Origin of the sequence: Protofrankia symbiont of Coriaria myrtifolia, assembly GCF_900634755.1 — a bacterium.
GTDB lineage: Bacteria > Actinomycetota > Actinomycetes > Frankiales > Frankiaceae > Protofrankia > Protofrankia coriariae.
The window spans coordinates 1-16,394 of sequence record NZ_CAAAFS010000130.1 but is presented as its reverse complement, the minus strand read 5'-3'; the positions used below and the strand labels follow the sequence as shown (position 1 = coordinate 16,394).

The 16,394-nt window shown below is 69.2% G+C and carries 12 protein-coding genes; 7 read left to right on the top strand and 5 right to left on the bottom strand.

Annotated elements, in window-relative coordinates; translation table 11 throughout:
- The coding region (locus CM1CMNOD_RS07255; protein ID WP_206438248.1) for a FadR/GntR family transcriptional regulator at positions 1-781 on the top strand (781 nt) is incomplete at its 5' end.
- A 1,001-nt stretch (positions 782-1,782) separates the two neighbouring features.
- Here CM1CMNOD_RS07255 and CM1CMNOD_RS07250 read toward each other — a convergent pair.
- A complete protein-coding gene (locus CM1CMNOD_RS07250; protein WP_013873018.1) occupies positions 1,783-3,102 on the bottom strand; it encodes an NAD(P)/FAD-dependent oxidoreductase in 1,320 nt (439 codons plus the stop codon).
- Positions 3,103-3,332: 230 nt separating this feature from the next.
- Between CM1CMNOD_RS07250 and CM1CMNOD_RS07245 the strand changes: the two genes are divergently transcribed.
- The gene (locus CM1CMNOD_RS07245; RefSeq protein ID WP_131773911.1) at positions 3,333-4,394 is read left to right on the top strand and encodes a methyltransferase domain-containing protein; all 1,062 of its coding nucleotides are present in this window, start codon (positions 3,333-3,335) and stop codon (positions 4,392-4,394) included.
- Between the two features lie 114 nt (positions 4,395-4,508).
- On the opposite strand, the gene CM1CMNOD_RS07240 is transcribed toward CM1CMNOD_RS07245, so the two are convergent.
- The gene (locus tag CM1CMNOD_RS07240) at positions 4,509-5,234 is read right to left on the bottom strand and encodes a tyrosine-protein phosphatase (RefSeq protein ID WP_013873016.1); all 726 of its coding nucleotides are present in this window, start codon (positions 5,232-5,234) and stop codon (positions 4,509-4,511) included.
- 354 nt (positions 5,235-5,588) lie between these two features.
- Here CM1CMNOD_RS07240 and CM1CMNOD_RS07235 point away from each other — a divergent pair, with 354 nt between their 5' ends.
- From CM1CMNOD_RS07235 to CM1CMNOD_RS07225, 3 genes are all read left to right on the top strand, one after another.
- Positions 5,589-6,071 carry a hypothetical protein gene (locus tag CM1CMNOD_RS07235; RefSeq protein WP_131772357.1) on the top strand — a complete coding sequence of 161 codons (483 nt, stop codon included), beginning with the start codon at positions 5,589-5,591 and terminating at the stop codon, positions 6,069-6,071.
- A 273-nt stretch (positions 6,072-6,344) separates the two neighbouring features.
- On the top strand, positions 6,345-8,696 hold the full coding sequence (locus CM1CMNOD_RS07230) for a HelD family protein (protein ID WP_013873015.1): 2,352 nt from the start codon (positions 6,345-6,347) through the stop codon (positions 8,694-8,696).
- Between the two features lie 211 nt (positions 8,697-8,907).
- Complete coding sequence (locus CM1CMNOD_RS07225; protein WP_013873014.1) at positions 8,908-9,171, top strand: hypothetical protein; 264 nt, start codon at positions 8,908-8,910, stop codon at positions 9,169-9,171.
- Between the two features lie 157 nt (positions 9,172-9,328).
- Here CM1CMNOD_RS07225 and CM1CMNOD_RS07220 read toward each other — a convergent pair whose 3' ends face one another.
- Entirely contained in the window at positions 9,329-10,531 is a 1,203-nt protein-coding gene (locus CM1CMNOD_RS07220) for an XdhC family protein (protein ID WP_013873013.1), read from the bottom strand.
- 352 nt (positions 10,532-10,883) lie between these two features.
- Between CM1CMNOD_RS07220 and CM1CMNOD_RS07215 the strand changes: the two genes are divergently transcribed.
- Both CM1CMNOD_RS07215 and CM1CMNOD_RS07210 read left to right on the top strand, forming a co-directional pair.
- Positions 10,884-11,813 carry a PAC2 family protein gene (locus tag CM1CMNOD_RS07215; RefSeq protein ID WP_013873012.1) on the top strand — a complete coding sequence of 310 codons (930 nt, stop codon included), beginning with the start codon at positions 10,884-10,886 and terminating at the stop codon, positions 11,811-11,813.
- 292 nt (positions 11,814-12,105) lie between these two features.
- Positions 12,106-12,954 carry an SDR family oxidoreductase gene (locus tag CM1CMNOD_RS07210; protein WP_013873011.1) on the top strand — a complete coding sequence of 283 codons (849 nt, stop codon included), beginning with the start codon at positions 12,106-12,108 and terminating at the stop codon, positions 12,952-12,954.
- An 88-nt stretch (positions 12,955-13,042) separates the two neighbouring features.
- On the opposite strand, the gene CM1CMNOD_RS07205 is transcribed toward CM1CMNOD_RS07210, so the two are convergent.
- Both CM1CMNOD_RS07205 and CM1CMNOD_RS07200 read right to left on the bottom strand, forming a co-directional pair.
- Positions 13,043-15,058 (bottom strand): amino acid transporter, encoded by a 2,016-nt coding sequence (locus CM1CMNOD_RS07205; RefSeq protein ID WP_431307078.1) that lies wholly within the window; start codon positions 15,056-15,058, stop codon positions 13,043-13,045.
- Positions 15,059-15,764: 706 nt separating this feature from the next.
- Positions 15,765-15,986: a hypothetical protein gene (locus CM1CMNOD_RS07200; protein WP_013873009.1), complete on the bottom strand. Its 222-nt coding sequence runs from the start codon at positions 15,984-15,986 to the stop codon at positions 15,765-15,767.
- Between the last annotated feature and the right edge of the window lie 408 nt (positions 15,987-16,394).

Sequence of the window (16,394 nt, the reverse complement as noted above, 5' to 3'; positions counted from 1 at the left end):
GTCTAGTAGTAGGGCCGGCACGGTGGTCGCGATCGGGCAACAGGTCCGGGTCCCGAAGACCGCCGAGCTCGTCGCTGCACACCTTCGCCGCCGTATCGTGCGAGGAGAGCTCGTCGAGGGCGACGCCCTCCCGCCCGAGGCCACCCTCATGGAGCAGTTCGGTGTCTCCCGGCCGACGCTACGCGAGGCCTTCCGGGTCCTGGAATCCGAAGCCCTGATCACGGTCAGGCGCGGCGCGCATGGTGGCGCGCGCGTGCACACCCCGAACGGAGACATAGCGGCTCGCTACGCCGCGTTGGTCCTGGAATACCGCGGGACGACCCTTGCCGACATCCACCAGGCCCGCACTGTGATCGAACCACCGTGCGTGGCGCTACTGGCGGCAAACCGTACCCAGGAAGACCTCGACAAGCTCCGGCTGGCGGTGAGCGAGACAGCGGCCGCCGTCAGCAGCGACGACCCCGGCCAGTACCTGCAGGCCGATCTCGCCTTCCACGTCCTGCTGGTCGAGCTCGCCGGGAACACGACGCTGTCGGTGCTGTCAGGGATGCTGCGTCACATTCTCGATCTCGCAACCCTGTCCCACCCGAACCCGGAACGCAGCGCCGAACAGCGGCTCGCCAGCCGTCGGCGCCTCCTCGAGCACGAGCGGGTCGTGGACCTCATCGAGGCGCGTGATGCCAGGGCCGCGGAAGAGCTGTGGCGTACGCACCTGCTGGAGACGAGCCAGAACCTGACCAACGGCCCGGTCGCCACAACCGTACTCGATCTGCTCGGCTGACCGGCGAGGTTGTCGGCACACCACGACCGCTGGCCCGTCCGCGGCCCGGGCAACCGGGTATGCCGCGGCCCAGCCGGCCTGCCACGAGATACGGATCTCGAACGCGAGAAAAAATGATCGTGCCGTTTCCGGTCGATAGTCAAATACGGCATATCATTTAGCTATTTTTGGGGAATCGGTTATCGACAGATCGACGACAGCCGCCCCAGACAGGACGGCTGTCGCATGTCGTCACAGTTGAGGTGAGCCGTTCGCCCGTTCCAGTGCGGCTGCCCGCGTCTCGAAGGGGCCATCGGCGAGCAGGCCGACAAGCGACCAGCGGACGGCCCACCAGCGGTGCCCCTCATCACAGACGACCTGGGCGGCATTACCGGAACAACGGATCGGATCAGCCTGGACACGCCGACGACCGGTAGCGCTCCGATGCCTGAAAGATGAATAGTGCAGCGCCGTCATTCGACCATCCACCGACGGTGCGGCCCCACGCCACACCACTCAGGCAGAGTTGCATCCATCACCGGTGTTGTCAAAACACGTACCGTATCCACGGTATGCCACCGACGACTTCGGCCTGACGCACATTGCCGGCGGTATTCATATGGACACAAAGCGAATTGGACGCGCTACAGCCGGTAGATCGGCCGGGAACGACATTCCCACGTCGCGAAAGCCGCGAGAATCGGCCGTCCGGATGATCGGCCGACCCGAGGAGCAGGCTGGCGCACGAGGACGGAACCCGAGCAGGAGCAAACCCGATCGTCCATCCCGAGAAACCAGCTGGTACATAAAGGCGGACCTCCAACAGGAGCGAAGCCAGTTGACCAGCCTGCCCAAGGGAGCAGCCTGAGATAAATTGATCACAGAAAGTAAACATTCCGTGATCGGCCATCTGCTCCAGCAAACTGCTCCTGACGGCCATCAGCCAGCCGGGTGCGGGCGCGGATCAGAGGCCAGGCAGCGGCGGGCACGGGCACGGGCACGGGCACGGGCACGGGCACGGATCAGCGTAGCGGGTCGAAAGGCTCGAGTTCCGCAGGCAGACGGCCGGTGGCAAGTGCCTGCGCCACCAGTTGTCCGCTGACCGGCCCCAACGTGATACCCCACATACCATGCCCGCCGGCCACGAACAGCCGTGGGGACGTCGTCCGGCCGATCACCGGAAGACCGTCGGGCGTGCAGGGACGCGAGCCGACCCATTCCTGCCTCCGGGAGGCCAGCTCAACACCGGCCAGCAGGGGGCGGACCGCGTCGACGATCGCGGTGATCCGACGCTGGTCCAGCGGCGCCCGAGGCTCTCGGAACTCCATCATCCCGGCGATGCGCAACCGGTCGCCCAACGGTGTGCAGGCCACCCGCTGGGCCGGAAAGTACAGCGGGCCCGCGGGCACGGCATGGGCTGCCACGCTGAAGCTGTACCCCCGCCCCGCCTGCACCGGGAGGCGAACTCCGAACGGCTGGGCGAGTTCGCTCAGCCACGCGCCGCTGGCGACGACGACCGCGTCGAACAAGGCGCTCTCCCCCGTCGCGAGTTCCACGGCTATGTCGGCACCACGGTCACGGATCCCACGGACATCGACGCCCTCCCGCAGCTCACCTCCGCGTACCCGGACGCTGTCGGCGAGCGCCGCCACAAAACGCCCAGGGTCGCAGAAACGCTGGCCGTCGATGCGGACCGCGGCATTGATCTCGTCGGTCAACACCGGTTGCAGTGCCCGCACCTGCGCACCGCCGAGCAGCTCGAAGTCGACCTTCTGGCCCGCCGCGCGGATCTCAGCGAGCTCGGTGACCAACATCTCCCGCTCACGTGCGCTGCGGTAGCAGGCCAGGAACGGCTCGGCCGAGGACGTCGGCACCCGCACTCCCCCGGCGGCCAGCTGGTCGAAGGCCTCGAACGCCCTGCGGTTGACCGGCACGAGGTGCTCCATCGCCGCCCGCCACCGCCGCGCCGTGCTGTTGCGCGCGAACCCGGCGAGGAAGCGGAGCAGGCGCGGATCCGCGCGCGGCGGCACGTACACCGGAGATGCCGGGCTCATCACGGCGCGGACGCCGTAACGCAGCACCGCGGGTTCCGGCAGGGGTGTGGCCAGGCTCGGCGTGACCCACCCCGCGTTGCCCCAGGACGAGCCGGCCGCAACATGATCACGTTCGAGTACCGTGACCTGGACCCCGTGCTCCTGAAGGAACCACGCGGTGGACAGGCCGACCATGCCGGCACCCACGATGCCCACCCGCTCGGGCGCGCGGTACCGGGATCCGATGACAGCGCTGGCCGCCGGGACGGTCACCGAGCCGGAGGAACTACCGCCAGAACGGTTGATCACGCCACCTCACCACCCTCGCTGTCCTGACACCCTCGCTGTTCTGTGCCCTTACTGATCTGGTAGCTCCGCTGCTCTGGCGTCCTTACCGTTCGGACACCCACCGTCCTGACACCGCCGGGTCGACGATCGATCGTTCCAGCTCACCGGGCACGTACTGTCGTTACCATGCGGCCGATGATGACGGCGGGCCCGGCGTGATTCACACCGTTCTTGCCCATCTCACATGCCCGATGTGTCACCAGGGGCTGACCGCGGGGCCAGGGCAGGTGCGCTGTCCGGCGGGCCACGGCTACGACCTCGCCCGGTCGGGCTACCTGACGCTCACTGCCGGGCGGGCGAAGGCGCTCCACGGCGACAGCGCGGACATGGTGCAGGCGCGGGATGCCTTCCTCGGCGCCGGCCACTACACCGCGCTTGCTGATCGGCTCGCCGACAGGCTCACTGGCAAGATCATCAACGGACTCACCGGCACGCTTGCCGACGGGCTCACCGGCCAGCCCGCGAACAGACTCGCGGGCGCACCCTCCGCCAGCCACGGTCGTCAGGCGGCCAGCGGCGCGCCCCAGGACGGCGGCGTGTCCGTGGCCGTGGACACGGACACGGACACGGACACGGACACGGACACGGACACGGACAACGGTACGTCCGGCCGCGCACCGGTCGTCGTCGATGTCGGCGCCGGTACCGGCTACTACCTGGCGCATCTACTCCGATCCGCTCCGGACGCGGTCGGTATCGCGGTGGACGCGTCACGCTACGCACTGCGACGGGCGGCCCGGGCTCATCCGCGCATCGGCGCCATCGGCGCGGACGTACGCGACCCACTACCCATCCGGACCGCGACGGCGACACTTGTTCTCGACGTCTTCGCGCCACGAAATGTCGCGGAGATGCACCGCGTCCTGCGCCCGGACGGACGGCTGGCCATCGTGACACCCACCGTCCGCCATCTTGCCGAAATCGTGGGCCCGCTCGGCCTGGTCACCGTGGATGAAAGAAAATCCGAGCGGCTGCGCGCGAAACTGGCCGGATTCTTCGTCCGACAGGACAAGCTGACCTTCGACCTCGAGCTGTCCCTGTCACCGGACGACCTGTTGAACCTGGTGATGATGGGGCCCACCGCCCACCACCGGCGGACGCCGGAGGTCCGTGCGGCCATCGAGGCCAGCTGGCCGCACGGCGCCTGTCCGACCGCGTCCTTCACAATCGAGATCCACGCTCCCGTCCCCGGACAGACGGTCCACCACGTGGGCCCGCGACCGTTCGGCGATGACCGGCAAGAAAAACGGTAAGGACGAGAAAAGGGCATCGGAGGATGCCCGGCGGATTTTTGCGAGACCGGCAACGCCGGGTTTGGATAGGACGAAGCCGGGTCGGCCGGAGGACGGGGACGGGGACGGGGACGGTCAGGCCAGCAGACGGGACTCCCAGGCGGATACCGCGTCCGGATCCGCGCCGTTGTCGGCCAGCCAGCCCGCCACGCCACCGCCGTGGCCATCGATGGCACCCAGCACCTGTTCGACGGCCGAAGACGACGTCCTGGCAAGATCACGCGCGTTCCTGCCCCCGCCCGGCAGCAGCGGGCTGTCACCCATCCGTCGCAGCACCGCGGGCATGTTCGTGGCCGTGATCGCATAGTCCGCGAGCACCGCGTCCGCCCTGACGCCCGCGGCACGCAGTAGCACCGCCACGACAAGGCCGGTCCGGTCCTTCCCGGCCGCGCAGTGGACGAGCAGCGGAGCGGGTGTCCGGGCCGCGAGATGAAGGATGTTGACCACCAGTGAGCCAGCGGAAACGATGATCGACTGGTAGAGCGTGCGCAGACCGCCGGCGAGCGCCGTAGCGGTCTGGGAGGTCGGATCGTGGGGATCGACGTCGCCCAGCAGCGGAACCAGGTGGATGTCGGTCGCCTCCGAGGTCAGCGGGTGTGGACCGTCCTGCTCTACCGGTGAGCGCAGGTCGACGACCGTGCGAGGCGGCCAGGCCAGACCGTTCGACGGTGGCCGGTCACCGTGCAGGGGTGCCTCGCTGCGGTAGAGCACACCGGCCCGGGTCAGTCTGCCGTCGCTGGTGGGCAGCCCACCCAGGTCACGCAGGTTCACCAACTGATCGACAATCGTCTTACCGCTCATACGTCCGCTCCGTGTTGATCGTCCGATGTTGTTCTATCTGAGCACATCCACCTCCCCTGACGGCGACGTGAACTCCCAGCAACCTCACAGGTTGGATTCAGCAACGGTGAAGTCCGCCGGCCCACCGTGGATGGTGGCGCGCCGCAGGGACCCCGCCGGGCAGGGCAGGGCCGGCGCGACCCAGCGGACCAGCGAAATCACCAAAGGATCATTAAAGGATCATTAAAGGATCACGCGGAGCCGAAAGCCGTGACCATGCTCTTCTGCTTCTTCTCCGCGTGCTCGTACCGCACCCTGCTCCGGCAGACACCCGGACAGGCCCTGGACTTCCTGAGCCGATGGAGGACGAACACCATGACCACGACAACGCTGGATCTGGCCGTGGCGACGCTGGCCCCGGGCACGGGCGTCGACCCGGCCGTGCCGCCCGCCGGCCGCCACCCACGACCGCTGACCGTGATGGCCTGCGGCGTCGACATCGGCCCGATCAGAGCGCTTCTCGACGAGGAGGACCACTCCCCCACCGAGACCGTGCTGATCTACCGGGCCGTGACCGAAGAGAGCCCGGCTTTCCGCTACGAACTGGACATGCTGGCTGTGCTGCGCGGGATCCGGGTGATCTACCTGCCCGGGCACCGCTGCCCGGACCGCTCGTCGTGGCTGCCGGAACGCTTCTCCGCCCTGCTCGACGACGTCGCGCTGCGCCAGATCGTCCCCGGTATCGTTGACCACGACGTGTTCGTCTGTGGTCCGCACGCGTGGACGCAGGCCGTCCGGGACGCGGCGCTGCTCAGCGGTGTGCCGTCCGAACAGGTGCACATAGTCGGGTGCGCATAGTTCGGGCGCGCATGCTTCGGGCACGCATGGTGCGGCCGGACATCGGCGCACCGGCCGCGCAGCGGCAGGGAGATTTTTTCGGCCCGCCGGGCGCTGGTGAGGCAGCCGGTCGTAGGATCCATGTTCCGTTCCGCTCGCGTTCCACTCGTGGATGCCGGCCGGTGGATGCCGGTCAGCGGATGCCCGCCAGCGGGTGTCGGTCAGCGACTGCCGGTCAGGGGCCCGGCTGCGCGGCCGGGTGTGCTCACCGCCCACAAACCGGAAGGATCACAGGTGCCGACGACGTACGAGCACGAACTCGCGCGCGAACAGGTGTATGTCGACGTCCTGTACAACCGGTTGGACGACCTGCGCGACCAGGCCCGTGAGCAGTTGCGCGCGGTGCTGGTGACGGCGGGCACCGGCACGCCGCAGTCCCGGGTGGAGCGGGAGGCCTTCGCCGACGCGTACTCCGACCGGATCGACCGGCTCGACGCCGCCGAGGAACGGCTGTGCTTCGGCACCATGGACCGCACCGACCACCAGCGGGTCTACATCGGCCGGATCGGCCTGTCGGACACCGAGCACGAACCGATCCTGATCGACTGGCGGGCCCCGGTGGCCACCGCCTTCTACCGGGCGACCCTCGCCGACCCGCACGGACTGCTGCGGCGTCGCCACCTGCGGGCCAAAGGGCGCGAACTATGCGGCTTCACCGACGACGTGCTCGACCCCACCGCCGCCGACGCCGCCCAGGTGGCCGGGGCGAGCGGTGACACCCCGCTGCTGGAGGCGCTGTCCGCGCCCCGCTCGGGCCACATGCACGACATCGTCGCGACGCTGCAGGCCGAACAGGACAGGGTGATCCGCGCCGACGCCGGATCCGTCCTGGTCGTCGATGGCGGGCCGGGTACGGGCAAGACCGCGGTGGCCCTGCACCGGGCCGCCTACCTGCTGTACACCGAGCGGGAACGGCTCGTCCGCTCCGGTGTACTGGTGGTCGGCCCGAGCCCGGTGTTCCTGCGCTACATCGAGCAGGTGCTGCCCTCACTCGGCGAGACGGGTGTGGTCTTCGCCACCCCGGGGCGGCTGTTCCCCGGCGTCGACGCCACCGGTGACGAGGACGCCCGCGTCAGCGCGCTCAAGGGTGACCTGCGGATGGCGACGCTGGTGGCCGAGGCGGTGAAGAACCGTCAGCACGTGCCCGCGGAGGGGGTGGACGTCCGCTACGACGGCGCCGTGCTCCACCTGCCCCGGCGGGCCGTGGAGAACGCCCGCACCCGGGCCCGGCGCAGCCGCCGCCCGCACAACCCAGCCCGGAGGATCTTCGTCCGTGAACTGACGGCCGTGCTCACCGACCAGGTGATCGCGAATCTTCCCGGTGGCCTGCTCGACGACGACGAACGCGAGGAGATCGCCGGGTACGTGCGCGCCGACCCGGCTGCGCGGGCGCTCTTCGACGCGCTGTGGCCACGGCTGACCCCGCGGCGTCTGCTCGCCGACCTGCTCGCCGACCTGTTCGCCGAGCCGGCCCGGCTCGCCTCGGCGGCGCGCGCGGCAAAACTGACCGCTCACGAGCGTCACCTGCTGCGCCGTCCGGCCGACGCCCCGTGGACGCCGGCGGACGTGCCGCTGCTGGACGAGGCCGCCGAACTGCTGGGGGATCCGGACGTCGACACCGCGCAGTCGGCCGAGCGGGCAGCCACACAGGAGCGGCAGGCCGAGCGGGAGTACGCCCGTGAGGTCCTTGACGGGCTCGGCCTGACCGGGGCGGTCGACGTGGAGACGATGACCGCGGGCATGACCGAACGCTGGTACGGCCCTCACCGGCGGCGCAGCGCCGTGGAGCATGCCAGCGGCGACCGGTCGTGGACCTTCGGCCATCTCATCGTCGACGAGGCGCAGGAAGTATCGCCGATGCTGTGGCGGCTGCTGTGGCGGCGCTGCCCGATGCGCTCGGCCACCCTGGTCGGTGATCTCGCCCAGGCTTCGAGCCCGGCCGCGGCGGGCTGCTGGGCCGAGGCGCTGGCCCCGCACATCGGCGATCGCTGGCGGCTGGAACGGCTCAGCGTCAGCTACCGCACACCCATGGAGATCATGGACGTGGCGGCTGACGTCCTTGTCGCGCAGGATTCCTCTGCCAGGCCACCGCGTTCCATACGAGCCATCGGAGCGCCGCCGACGGCGGTGGCTGTCGACGCCGACCAGCCCGGCGGCGACGCGCTGGTCGCCGCGGCAGCCGTGTGGGCGCTGCGCGCCGCCGAGGCAGTGGGCGAGGGCCGGGTGGCGGTGATCTGCCCGGTTGGTCTGCCCGAGCGGGTCCGCGCGGCACTCGCGGCCGCGCCAGCGGCCGCCTCCGTCGGCGCGGAGGTCGCCCCGGCCGTCCCCATCGGCGCGGCGGACGTGCTGGCCGCCCCGATCGCGGTGCTCACCGTCGCGGAATCCAAGGGCCTGGAGTTCGACGCGGTCGTCGTGGCGGAGCCTCAAATGATCATTGATGGTTCACGGCGCGGTCTCGCCGACCTGTACGTGGCACTGACCAGGGCCACCCGGACGCTGACCGTCGTCCACTCGGGCCCGCTGCCGGCGATCCTGAGCCGACTGGCCACCGAGCGGCGGCCGGCCGTCGACGGCGGGCCCGGGTAGCCGCTGATCTAGAGCTGCCCCGGGGCCAGCTGGCAGCCTGGCTCCCCAGTTGCCGAACACCGGCACGACAGCGGGATCACACACCGGCGTCCGGATGGTGACCAGGCCCCCGGGCTGGCCACGGACCCGGACGAGGGGTCCCGGACCGTGCCCGGTCCGGGCAGGACGGCATGCGTGGTGTTCCGCGGCGTTCGGTGGGAACGGAACAGGGGTGCGCTACGGACAAACAAAGACACCGGGATCAACCAGGACTCCGACCGCTCGGCGGGATTCGATCATCAGCCTGGTCTGCGGGATCATCGGCCTGTTCTTCCTCGGGATCATTCTCGGGATCGCCGCGATCGCCTTCGGGGTCCGTGGGCGACGTGGCGGCGGGCGCCTGGCAACGGCCGGGCTCGTCCTGGGCGTCATCGACGTCGCACTGTGGATCGTTGGCCTGACGATGTCGAACGCGAACGCGCTGATCTGGTACTGACCAGCCGCTGCCCGACGCCTCGCCCACTGTCCATATCCACCGTTATCCGCTGTTGTCCCATATTCACCGTTGTCCCATATTCACTTGTCCATGTTCACTGTCGACAGTCCACCGTCGATCCGGTCCCGTCACCGACCCGCGTCGAGCAACCGGCACGTCACGGTACGGGGTGGATACGGCCGGATGTCGTCGACAACGGCCGGCCGCTTCCGCCCCAGCGCGCCTGGACGATTTCGGCCGCGATCGACACCGCGGTCTCCTCGGGCGTGCGGCCACCGAGATCGAGACCGATCGGCGCCCGGATCCGGGCCAGCTCCGCCTCGGTCAGCCCGGCGGCCCGCAGGCGGGCGAGCCGGTCGCCATGGGTGCGCCGGCTGCCCATCGCGCCGATGTAGCCCGCCGGGGTGCGCAGCGCCGCCATCAGCAGCGGCACGTCGAACTTCGGGTCGTGGGTGAGCACGCAGATCGCCGTGGACGGGTCGACGGTGATCCGCCCGAGATAGCGGTGCGGCCATTCGACCACCACCTCGTGGGCCGCCGGGAAACGCTCACGGGTGGCGAATACCGGCCGGGCGTCACACACGGTGACACGAAACCCCAGAAACATCCCGACGCGGGTGAGCGCGGCCGCAAAGTCGACCGCGCCGAACACGAGCATGCGGGCGGCCGGCGCGAACGCCTGCACGAACACGCCGATCTCGGTGCGGCCCCGCTGGCCGCGCGGCCCGTAGTCACGCCGTCCGCCGTGCCCCCGCGCGAGCATCCCCCGGGCGTCGTCGGCGACGGCCGCGTCGAGCCCGTCGGTGCCGAGGGTGCCGGCCACGCGGTCCGGCCAGACCGCCAGCCGGGCTCCCGGCCGCACCGGCGCGGTGGCCGAGTCGACGACGGTACCCACCGCCACCGGTTCGGCCGCGGCCACCGCCGCCGCCACGTCGCCGAACTCCGGCGCGCCGCGACGGTCGATGCGCTGCACGAAGACGCTGATGGTCCCACCGCAGGTCAGCCCGGTCGCCAGCACGTCGTCACCGCCCGGCCTTCCGCCTCCATTCAGCTCACCGCCACCGCCCATCAGCTCACCGCCACCGCCCGGCCCGCTGTCACCGCCCAGGTCATCGCCACTGTCCGGGCCGTACGTGGCCAGCGCCGGCTCACCCGTGGCGAGCACCTGGCAGGCCAGCTCGTACACCGCGCCCTCGACGCAGCCGCCGGAGACGCTGCCGACCGCCTCCCCGCCGGTGCCGACGGCCAGCACCGCGCCGGGCGGACGCGGCGCGGACGAACTGGTCCCGACCACGGTGGCGAGCGCGAACGGCGTCCCCGCCGTCCACCAGCGAGCCAGCTCCGGCAGCGCGTCACGCATGGGGCCTCCCTTACCGTGCCTTCCTTGCCTTGCCGTGCCTGCCTGTCTGCCGTGCCATGCCTTCCCCGCCGTGCCCGGCGGCGGCGGTGGGCCACCCATGCCCACCGCAACACACGGGACGCGGGAGCGCGCAGAGCACGGACGCGGCAGCGCGCAGAGCCGGAGCTCACGCGGAGTAGGGTCACGATCTCCCGCCATGGCCCCGCCCGCCCGGACGGGCCCGGCTGCGATACTTACCGCGAGCGCTTCGCCAGGTTTTCAGGAGACGTCACACGGCAGGAACAGATCGGCACCGTCGTCGCTTCATCCTTGGTAAAGCGGCCAACAGACTTCCGTGAGGAGGCTCCGACCAGTGCTCGACCCTCGTGAGCTGTATGAGGTCGCCGACGATCTGCCGGAAATCGGCAGACCGGTGCTGGTGGAGGCCCTCACCGGTGTCGTCGACGCGGGTGGCGCGATCCGGCTGGCCCGCGACCATCTGCTGACGACGCTGGACAACCGCCTCATCGCGACCTTCGACGTCGACCAGCTGCTCGACTACCGCTCCCGCCGTCCATTCATGATCTTCTCTGAGGATCACTGGGAGCACTACGACGAGCCGCTGCTCGGGCTGCACCTCGTCGACGACAGCGCCGGGACGCCTTTCCTGCTGCTGTCCGGCCCAGAGCCCGACCTGCAGTGGAAGCGGTTCATCGCCGCTGTCGGCATCCTCGCCGAGCGCCTGGGTGTCCGGCTGACCGTGGGCCTCAACGCGATCCCGATGGCCGTTCCGCACACCCGCCCGTGCGGCGTCACCGCGCACGCCACCCGCCGGGATCTCATCATCGGGTACGAGCCGTGGGTGCGGCGGGTCCAGGCCCCTGGCAGCGCCGGTCATCTCATCGAGTACCTGCGCGGGCGCGACGGCCTCGACGCGATGGGATTCGCCGCCCATGTCCCGCACTACCTGTCGCAGACCGACTATCCGGCGGCCACCGAGAGCCTACTCACCTCGCTGTCGAAGGCGACCGGCCTGATGCTCCCGCTGGACGGGCTGCGCTCCGCGTCGGCGGCCGTCCGCAGCAACATCGACCGGCAACTGGCGAACGGTGGTGAGGCCGCGGCGCTGGTCACCGCCCTTGAGGAACAGTACGACACGTTTATCCAGGGCCGGACAGGAAGTGATCTTCCGGCGGCCGAGGACGAGGAGCTACCCACCGCGGACGAGCTCGCCGCGGCGCTGGAGCGTTTCCTCGCCGAGCAGACCGAGCCCGACGGCCCGCCCGACCTTCCCTCGAACTGACCAGCGGGCTCCCCGGCACCCGTTCCGTCCAGGTACCGGCGCCCGCTACCGGACCCCGGCAGCGGGATCCAGATATACCGGGACGGATTATTCGTAACCATTTTTGATACAGAGAGCGATGAAACTTCCACCAGCCTGGCAGTAATCTTCCGTAAGCGTCGTCAGGGGACTACCCTGCCCGCAGGGCGCACCACACCACCCGCCCAGAGCCTGCTCCCACTCGCGGCGGGTCCGCACGAGGCGGGCTCGTTCGAGCGCGGGCCCGCAACGGAACATCCAGAAGGGGCCGCAGATGACCACCTCCCCGGGGACTGTCCTGGTCACCGGAGCGTCGACGGGGATCGGCGCGGCGACCGTGCGCCACCTGACCGGCCAGGGCAGACAGGTGATCGCCGGCGTACGCCGGGAGGAGGATGCGACCGCGCTGAAGAGCGAACTCGGCGAGCGGGTCGTGCCCGTCCAACTCGATATCACCGATCCGGAGGCGGTGGCAGCGGCGGCTGTCACCATCCGCGACGCTGTCGGGGCCGAAGGCCTCGCGGGCCTGGTCAACAACGCGGGTATCGCGGTCGCCGCGCCGCTGGAGTTCCTCCCTCCGGCGGAGCTGCGCCGCCAGCTCGATGTCAACGTCGTCGGCCAGGTGGCCGTCACCCAGGCGGTACTCCCGCTGCTGCGGGACGGGCACGGCCGGATCGTCAACGTGGGCTCAGTCGGCGACCGGATCGTCGCACCGCTGCTCGGTGCCTACACCGCGTCGAAGTTCGCGCTGGCCGCGCTCACCGGCACGCTGCGCATCGAGCTCGCGCCCTGGGGAATCGACGTCATTCTCATCGAGCCCGGCGCGGTCACCACGCCGATCTGGCAGTCGGCGGCGGTATCCGCCGAACGGCTGTTCGCGACGCTGCCCCCGGCGGTCGACACGCTGTACGGCAAGCAGATCGCTGCCGCCCGCGCGGGCGCGAAGCGCAACGAAGCCGCCGGGATCCCCCCGGCGGAGGTCGCGAAGGTGATCGTGCACGCTCTGACCACCCAGCGGCCCCGTACCCGCTATCTCGTCGGCCGGGACGCCCACATCGCCGCTGCCGTCGCCCGGCTGCCACCGCGGCTGCGCGACCGCTTCCTCCTGCGCCGGACGCGGTGATTACGATCAGCCGTACCGACTGTCCGTAATCGTCCGGCTGGTCATGCGACCAGCCGGCCAGCCAGTCGCGGACCGGCCGCCACGGGTGTCAGCCGACGTGGACGAAGGGCCGCCGGGCCGGTTCGGGCTCGGCCTCGCGCAGCACCTCGCGAGTGACGGGTGCGACCTCGCCGACCCCGACGAAGAGAAATCGCAACAGGTTGACCAGCGGATTTCCCTCGCCCCACTCGAAATAGACGTGCGGCCGCTCGCCGGTGAGATCACGCAGGTACAGCAGCAACGCCGCGATCGCGTTCGGTACCGAGGCGCTCGTCAGCTTCAGAATCCGATAGCCATGACGTTCCTCACCCCGGACGTCCAGCTCGCTTTCGAACTCGGACGCGTCCGGCACCGTCACCTCGACGAAGAGCAACGGATCCCCGTCGGGGATGTGCAGGTCGCGACGTTCCTGTCGTTCCTTGTCGGAGTACTCGGCGGCGTCGCGCAGGTCCGGTTCATTGGCGATCAGCCGCAGTTCACCGGCGCTGGCGGCCTCGGTGACGAACCGTGTCGCGGTGTCGTCCAGGCGAACATCCGTGACGCGCAACTCGAACGCGCGTATCCCACGCGACGCGAACGACACGACAATGATCGCCATAATGAAGAACGATCCGATAATCAGACCGTCCGGTCGTTCGATGATGTTCGCGATGGTGGTGTAGACGAAAACCGTCGAGATGGTCGCGAACCCGACGGTGTACGCGCGCCGACGCCGTTTCGCCGAGGCCAGCGTCACCGCCAATGACGCCGAGGTGATGAGGACGAGCACGCCGGTCGCGTAGGCACCGGCCTGTTTGTCGACGCTGGCCCGGAACAGCACCGTGACGACGAACGCGACCACGGTGAACACGAGGACCAGCGGGCGGACCGCACGCGCCCAGTGCGGGGCCATGCCGTAACGCGGCAGATAACGGGGCACCAGATTGAGCAACCCCGCCATCGCGGACGCCCCGGCGAACCACAGGATCGCGATGGTACTGACGTCGTAACAGGTCCCGAAGGCGTTGCCCAGCAGTTCGTGGGCGAGATAGGCCAGGGCGCGGCCGTTGGCGGCGCCGCCCGTCTCGAATTCCGCCTTCGGTATGAGCAGGGTCGTCACCATGCTGCTGGCCAGCAGAAAAACGCTCATGATTATCGCCGCCGTGGTGAGCAGGTGCCGGGTCCCGCGGATCCGCCCGGTGGGACGCTCCTCGGTGTCGGACGCGTCCCCGCGGACAAGCGGCATCACCGCCACCCCGGTCTCGAAACCGGAAAGGCCCAGCGCGAGCTTGGGAAATACTATGAGCGCCACCCCGATGATCAGCAGGGGATTCGGGTGCTCGGCCACCATCAGGGCGTGCCAGTTGTCGACGACGTGCGGGGTGCGCAGCACCTGGACCACGCCGGCCAGCATGACGACGAGGTTCAGTGTCAGATAGATCATGACCAGGGCGACCGCGATACCGAGGGCTTCGGTGAAGCCCTTGAGGAACACCGCGGCGAGCAGGGCGAGCAGCACCAGCGTGACCAGCAGGTTGTGGTCGTGCAGGAAGTGCGGGGCGTACGGATTCTCGATGAGGTGCGCGGTGGCATCGGCGGCCGACAGGGTGATCGTGATGAGGAAGTCGGTGGCGGCGAACCCCAGCAGGACCAGGACGAGCAGCTTCCCCGACCACCACGGCAGCAGATGTTCCAGCATCGCGATGGAGCCCTCACCGTGGGGGCTTGCCGACGCCACTTTGCGGTAGACGGGCAGGGCCCCGAAGAGGGTGAGCAGCACGAGGATCAGGGTCGCGACCGGGCTGAGGCTGCCGGCGGCGAGAGCGGCTATGCCAGGCTGGTAACCAAGGGTGGAGAAGTAGTCCACTCCCGTGAGACACATCACACGCCACCACGGGTGCCGCCGATGCTCGACCGATGGCTGAGTGTGCGGTCCCGCGTGCTGCCGCGACCGCTCGGCCAGACCCTGGAGCAGCCAGGTACGTAGACGCTGGTCGTGTTGGCTTCTCCGGAGAGGCTCTACGACGGTCACTGTCAGTGCCTTCCATCGGATACGGAGTCGCGTTGAGGGTAAGGGTTCGCTCATAACCACATCCCGTAGTCGCCAGGCGGCCTACCGGTCGACCGTGAGTCACCGCGAAGAGCGATGTTCGACCTGTTGAGGAAGCGCGACACAACGCGGCCAAACGAGCCGGAGTCTACGGGGCGGCCCCGCCACACGCAGAGGCGTCCGGATGGATGGTCACGAGGGCATCCGGTTTCATTCATCGCTCGTCCGCCCGGTGCCCGGTCGTGTTGTTCGGCGCACGATCCCGCTGGCCGTGATCATCAACACATAGCCATCGTCACAAGAACATCGGCAAACGCGGCGGACCGACCCGGCCGCGGTCACCGCCGGACGGCGCGGGAGAGCAGGAGATTCCTGACGATGAAAATATTCGTGACGCTACCGGAGATATCGGAAACTTTTCACTGATCCATCTGTTCCACCCTCGCTCCGCGACGGACGAGGGACATACGGAGAACAGCGGAGGACGAACAGACGGCAGCCGGCGGCACGCCGTCCCGGCCGGGTGGCCGGCGGGACGGCGTGGATTAGCACGGTGTACGGATGAACACGGTTCACAAGGGGAATGACAGGAATTATGGGGATGACAGGGCAGCCGACATGGCGCGGCCCGGCACGGCCGTCCCGACCCTGAAAAAGTTCGGGCCACAACGGCCGTGCGGGATTATCCGACCGGCGGGTTACCTGGCCAGCGGCTGCCTGGATTCGCGGCCCCGGGCCCGGCTTACTTGGCCGAGACGTTCAGCGCGGCGAGCGCCGAAGCCCAGCGAAAATACTTCAGATTTGCCAGATCGGCCACCGTTTTGATGTTGAACGCCTCCCGTAGCAGTTCGCCGTCACGGTCGGAAACCCCTTTCAGCGCCGACACCGGGGCGGCGAGGATCTCTGACAGCTCCTGGTCCGCCCATGCCTTGTCCAACACTTTGTTGAGGTCTATGGAAGCCATGTTTCCTCCTGGCGTCCGACGGTCCCGCCATCCGGCCGGCGGCTCCGGTATCCACAAGTATGATGCCGCACCTGGAAACGCACCACCGACACCCACTTCCCGGACGCCCGCCGGGTGGCAGATTTTTCGGACCATACGTCCGCACCGATGAAATCCGGGAAATTATTCTGAAACCGGTCGAATATCCTGGGTAATCTGACTGGTAGGGCTTCCCAGCGGTCGGCCCGTGAGCGGTGGACCGGCAGGAAAAACTCGCCGTGGCGGCCGCCGCTCCCCGTCCGCCGGCCGGGCCGCTGTCTTCCACTCCCGCGATGCCGCGCGTAACCGCCGGGCCGCCGCCGGGCCCGCTCGCCGTACGACTCGCCCCTTTATCGATCATCTGGCCCAACAAGGGCGGCCCACGGCCCC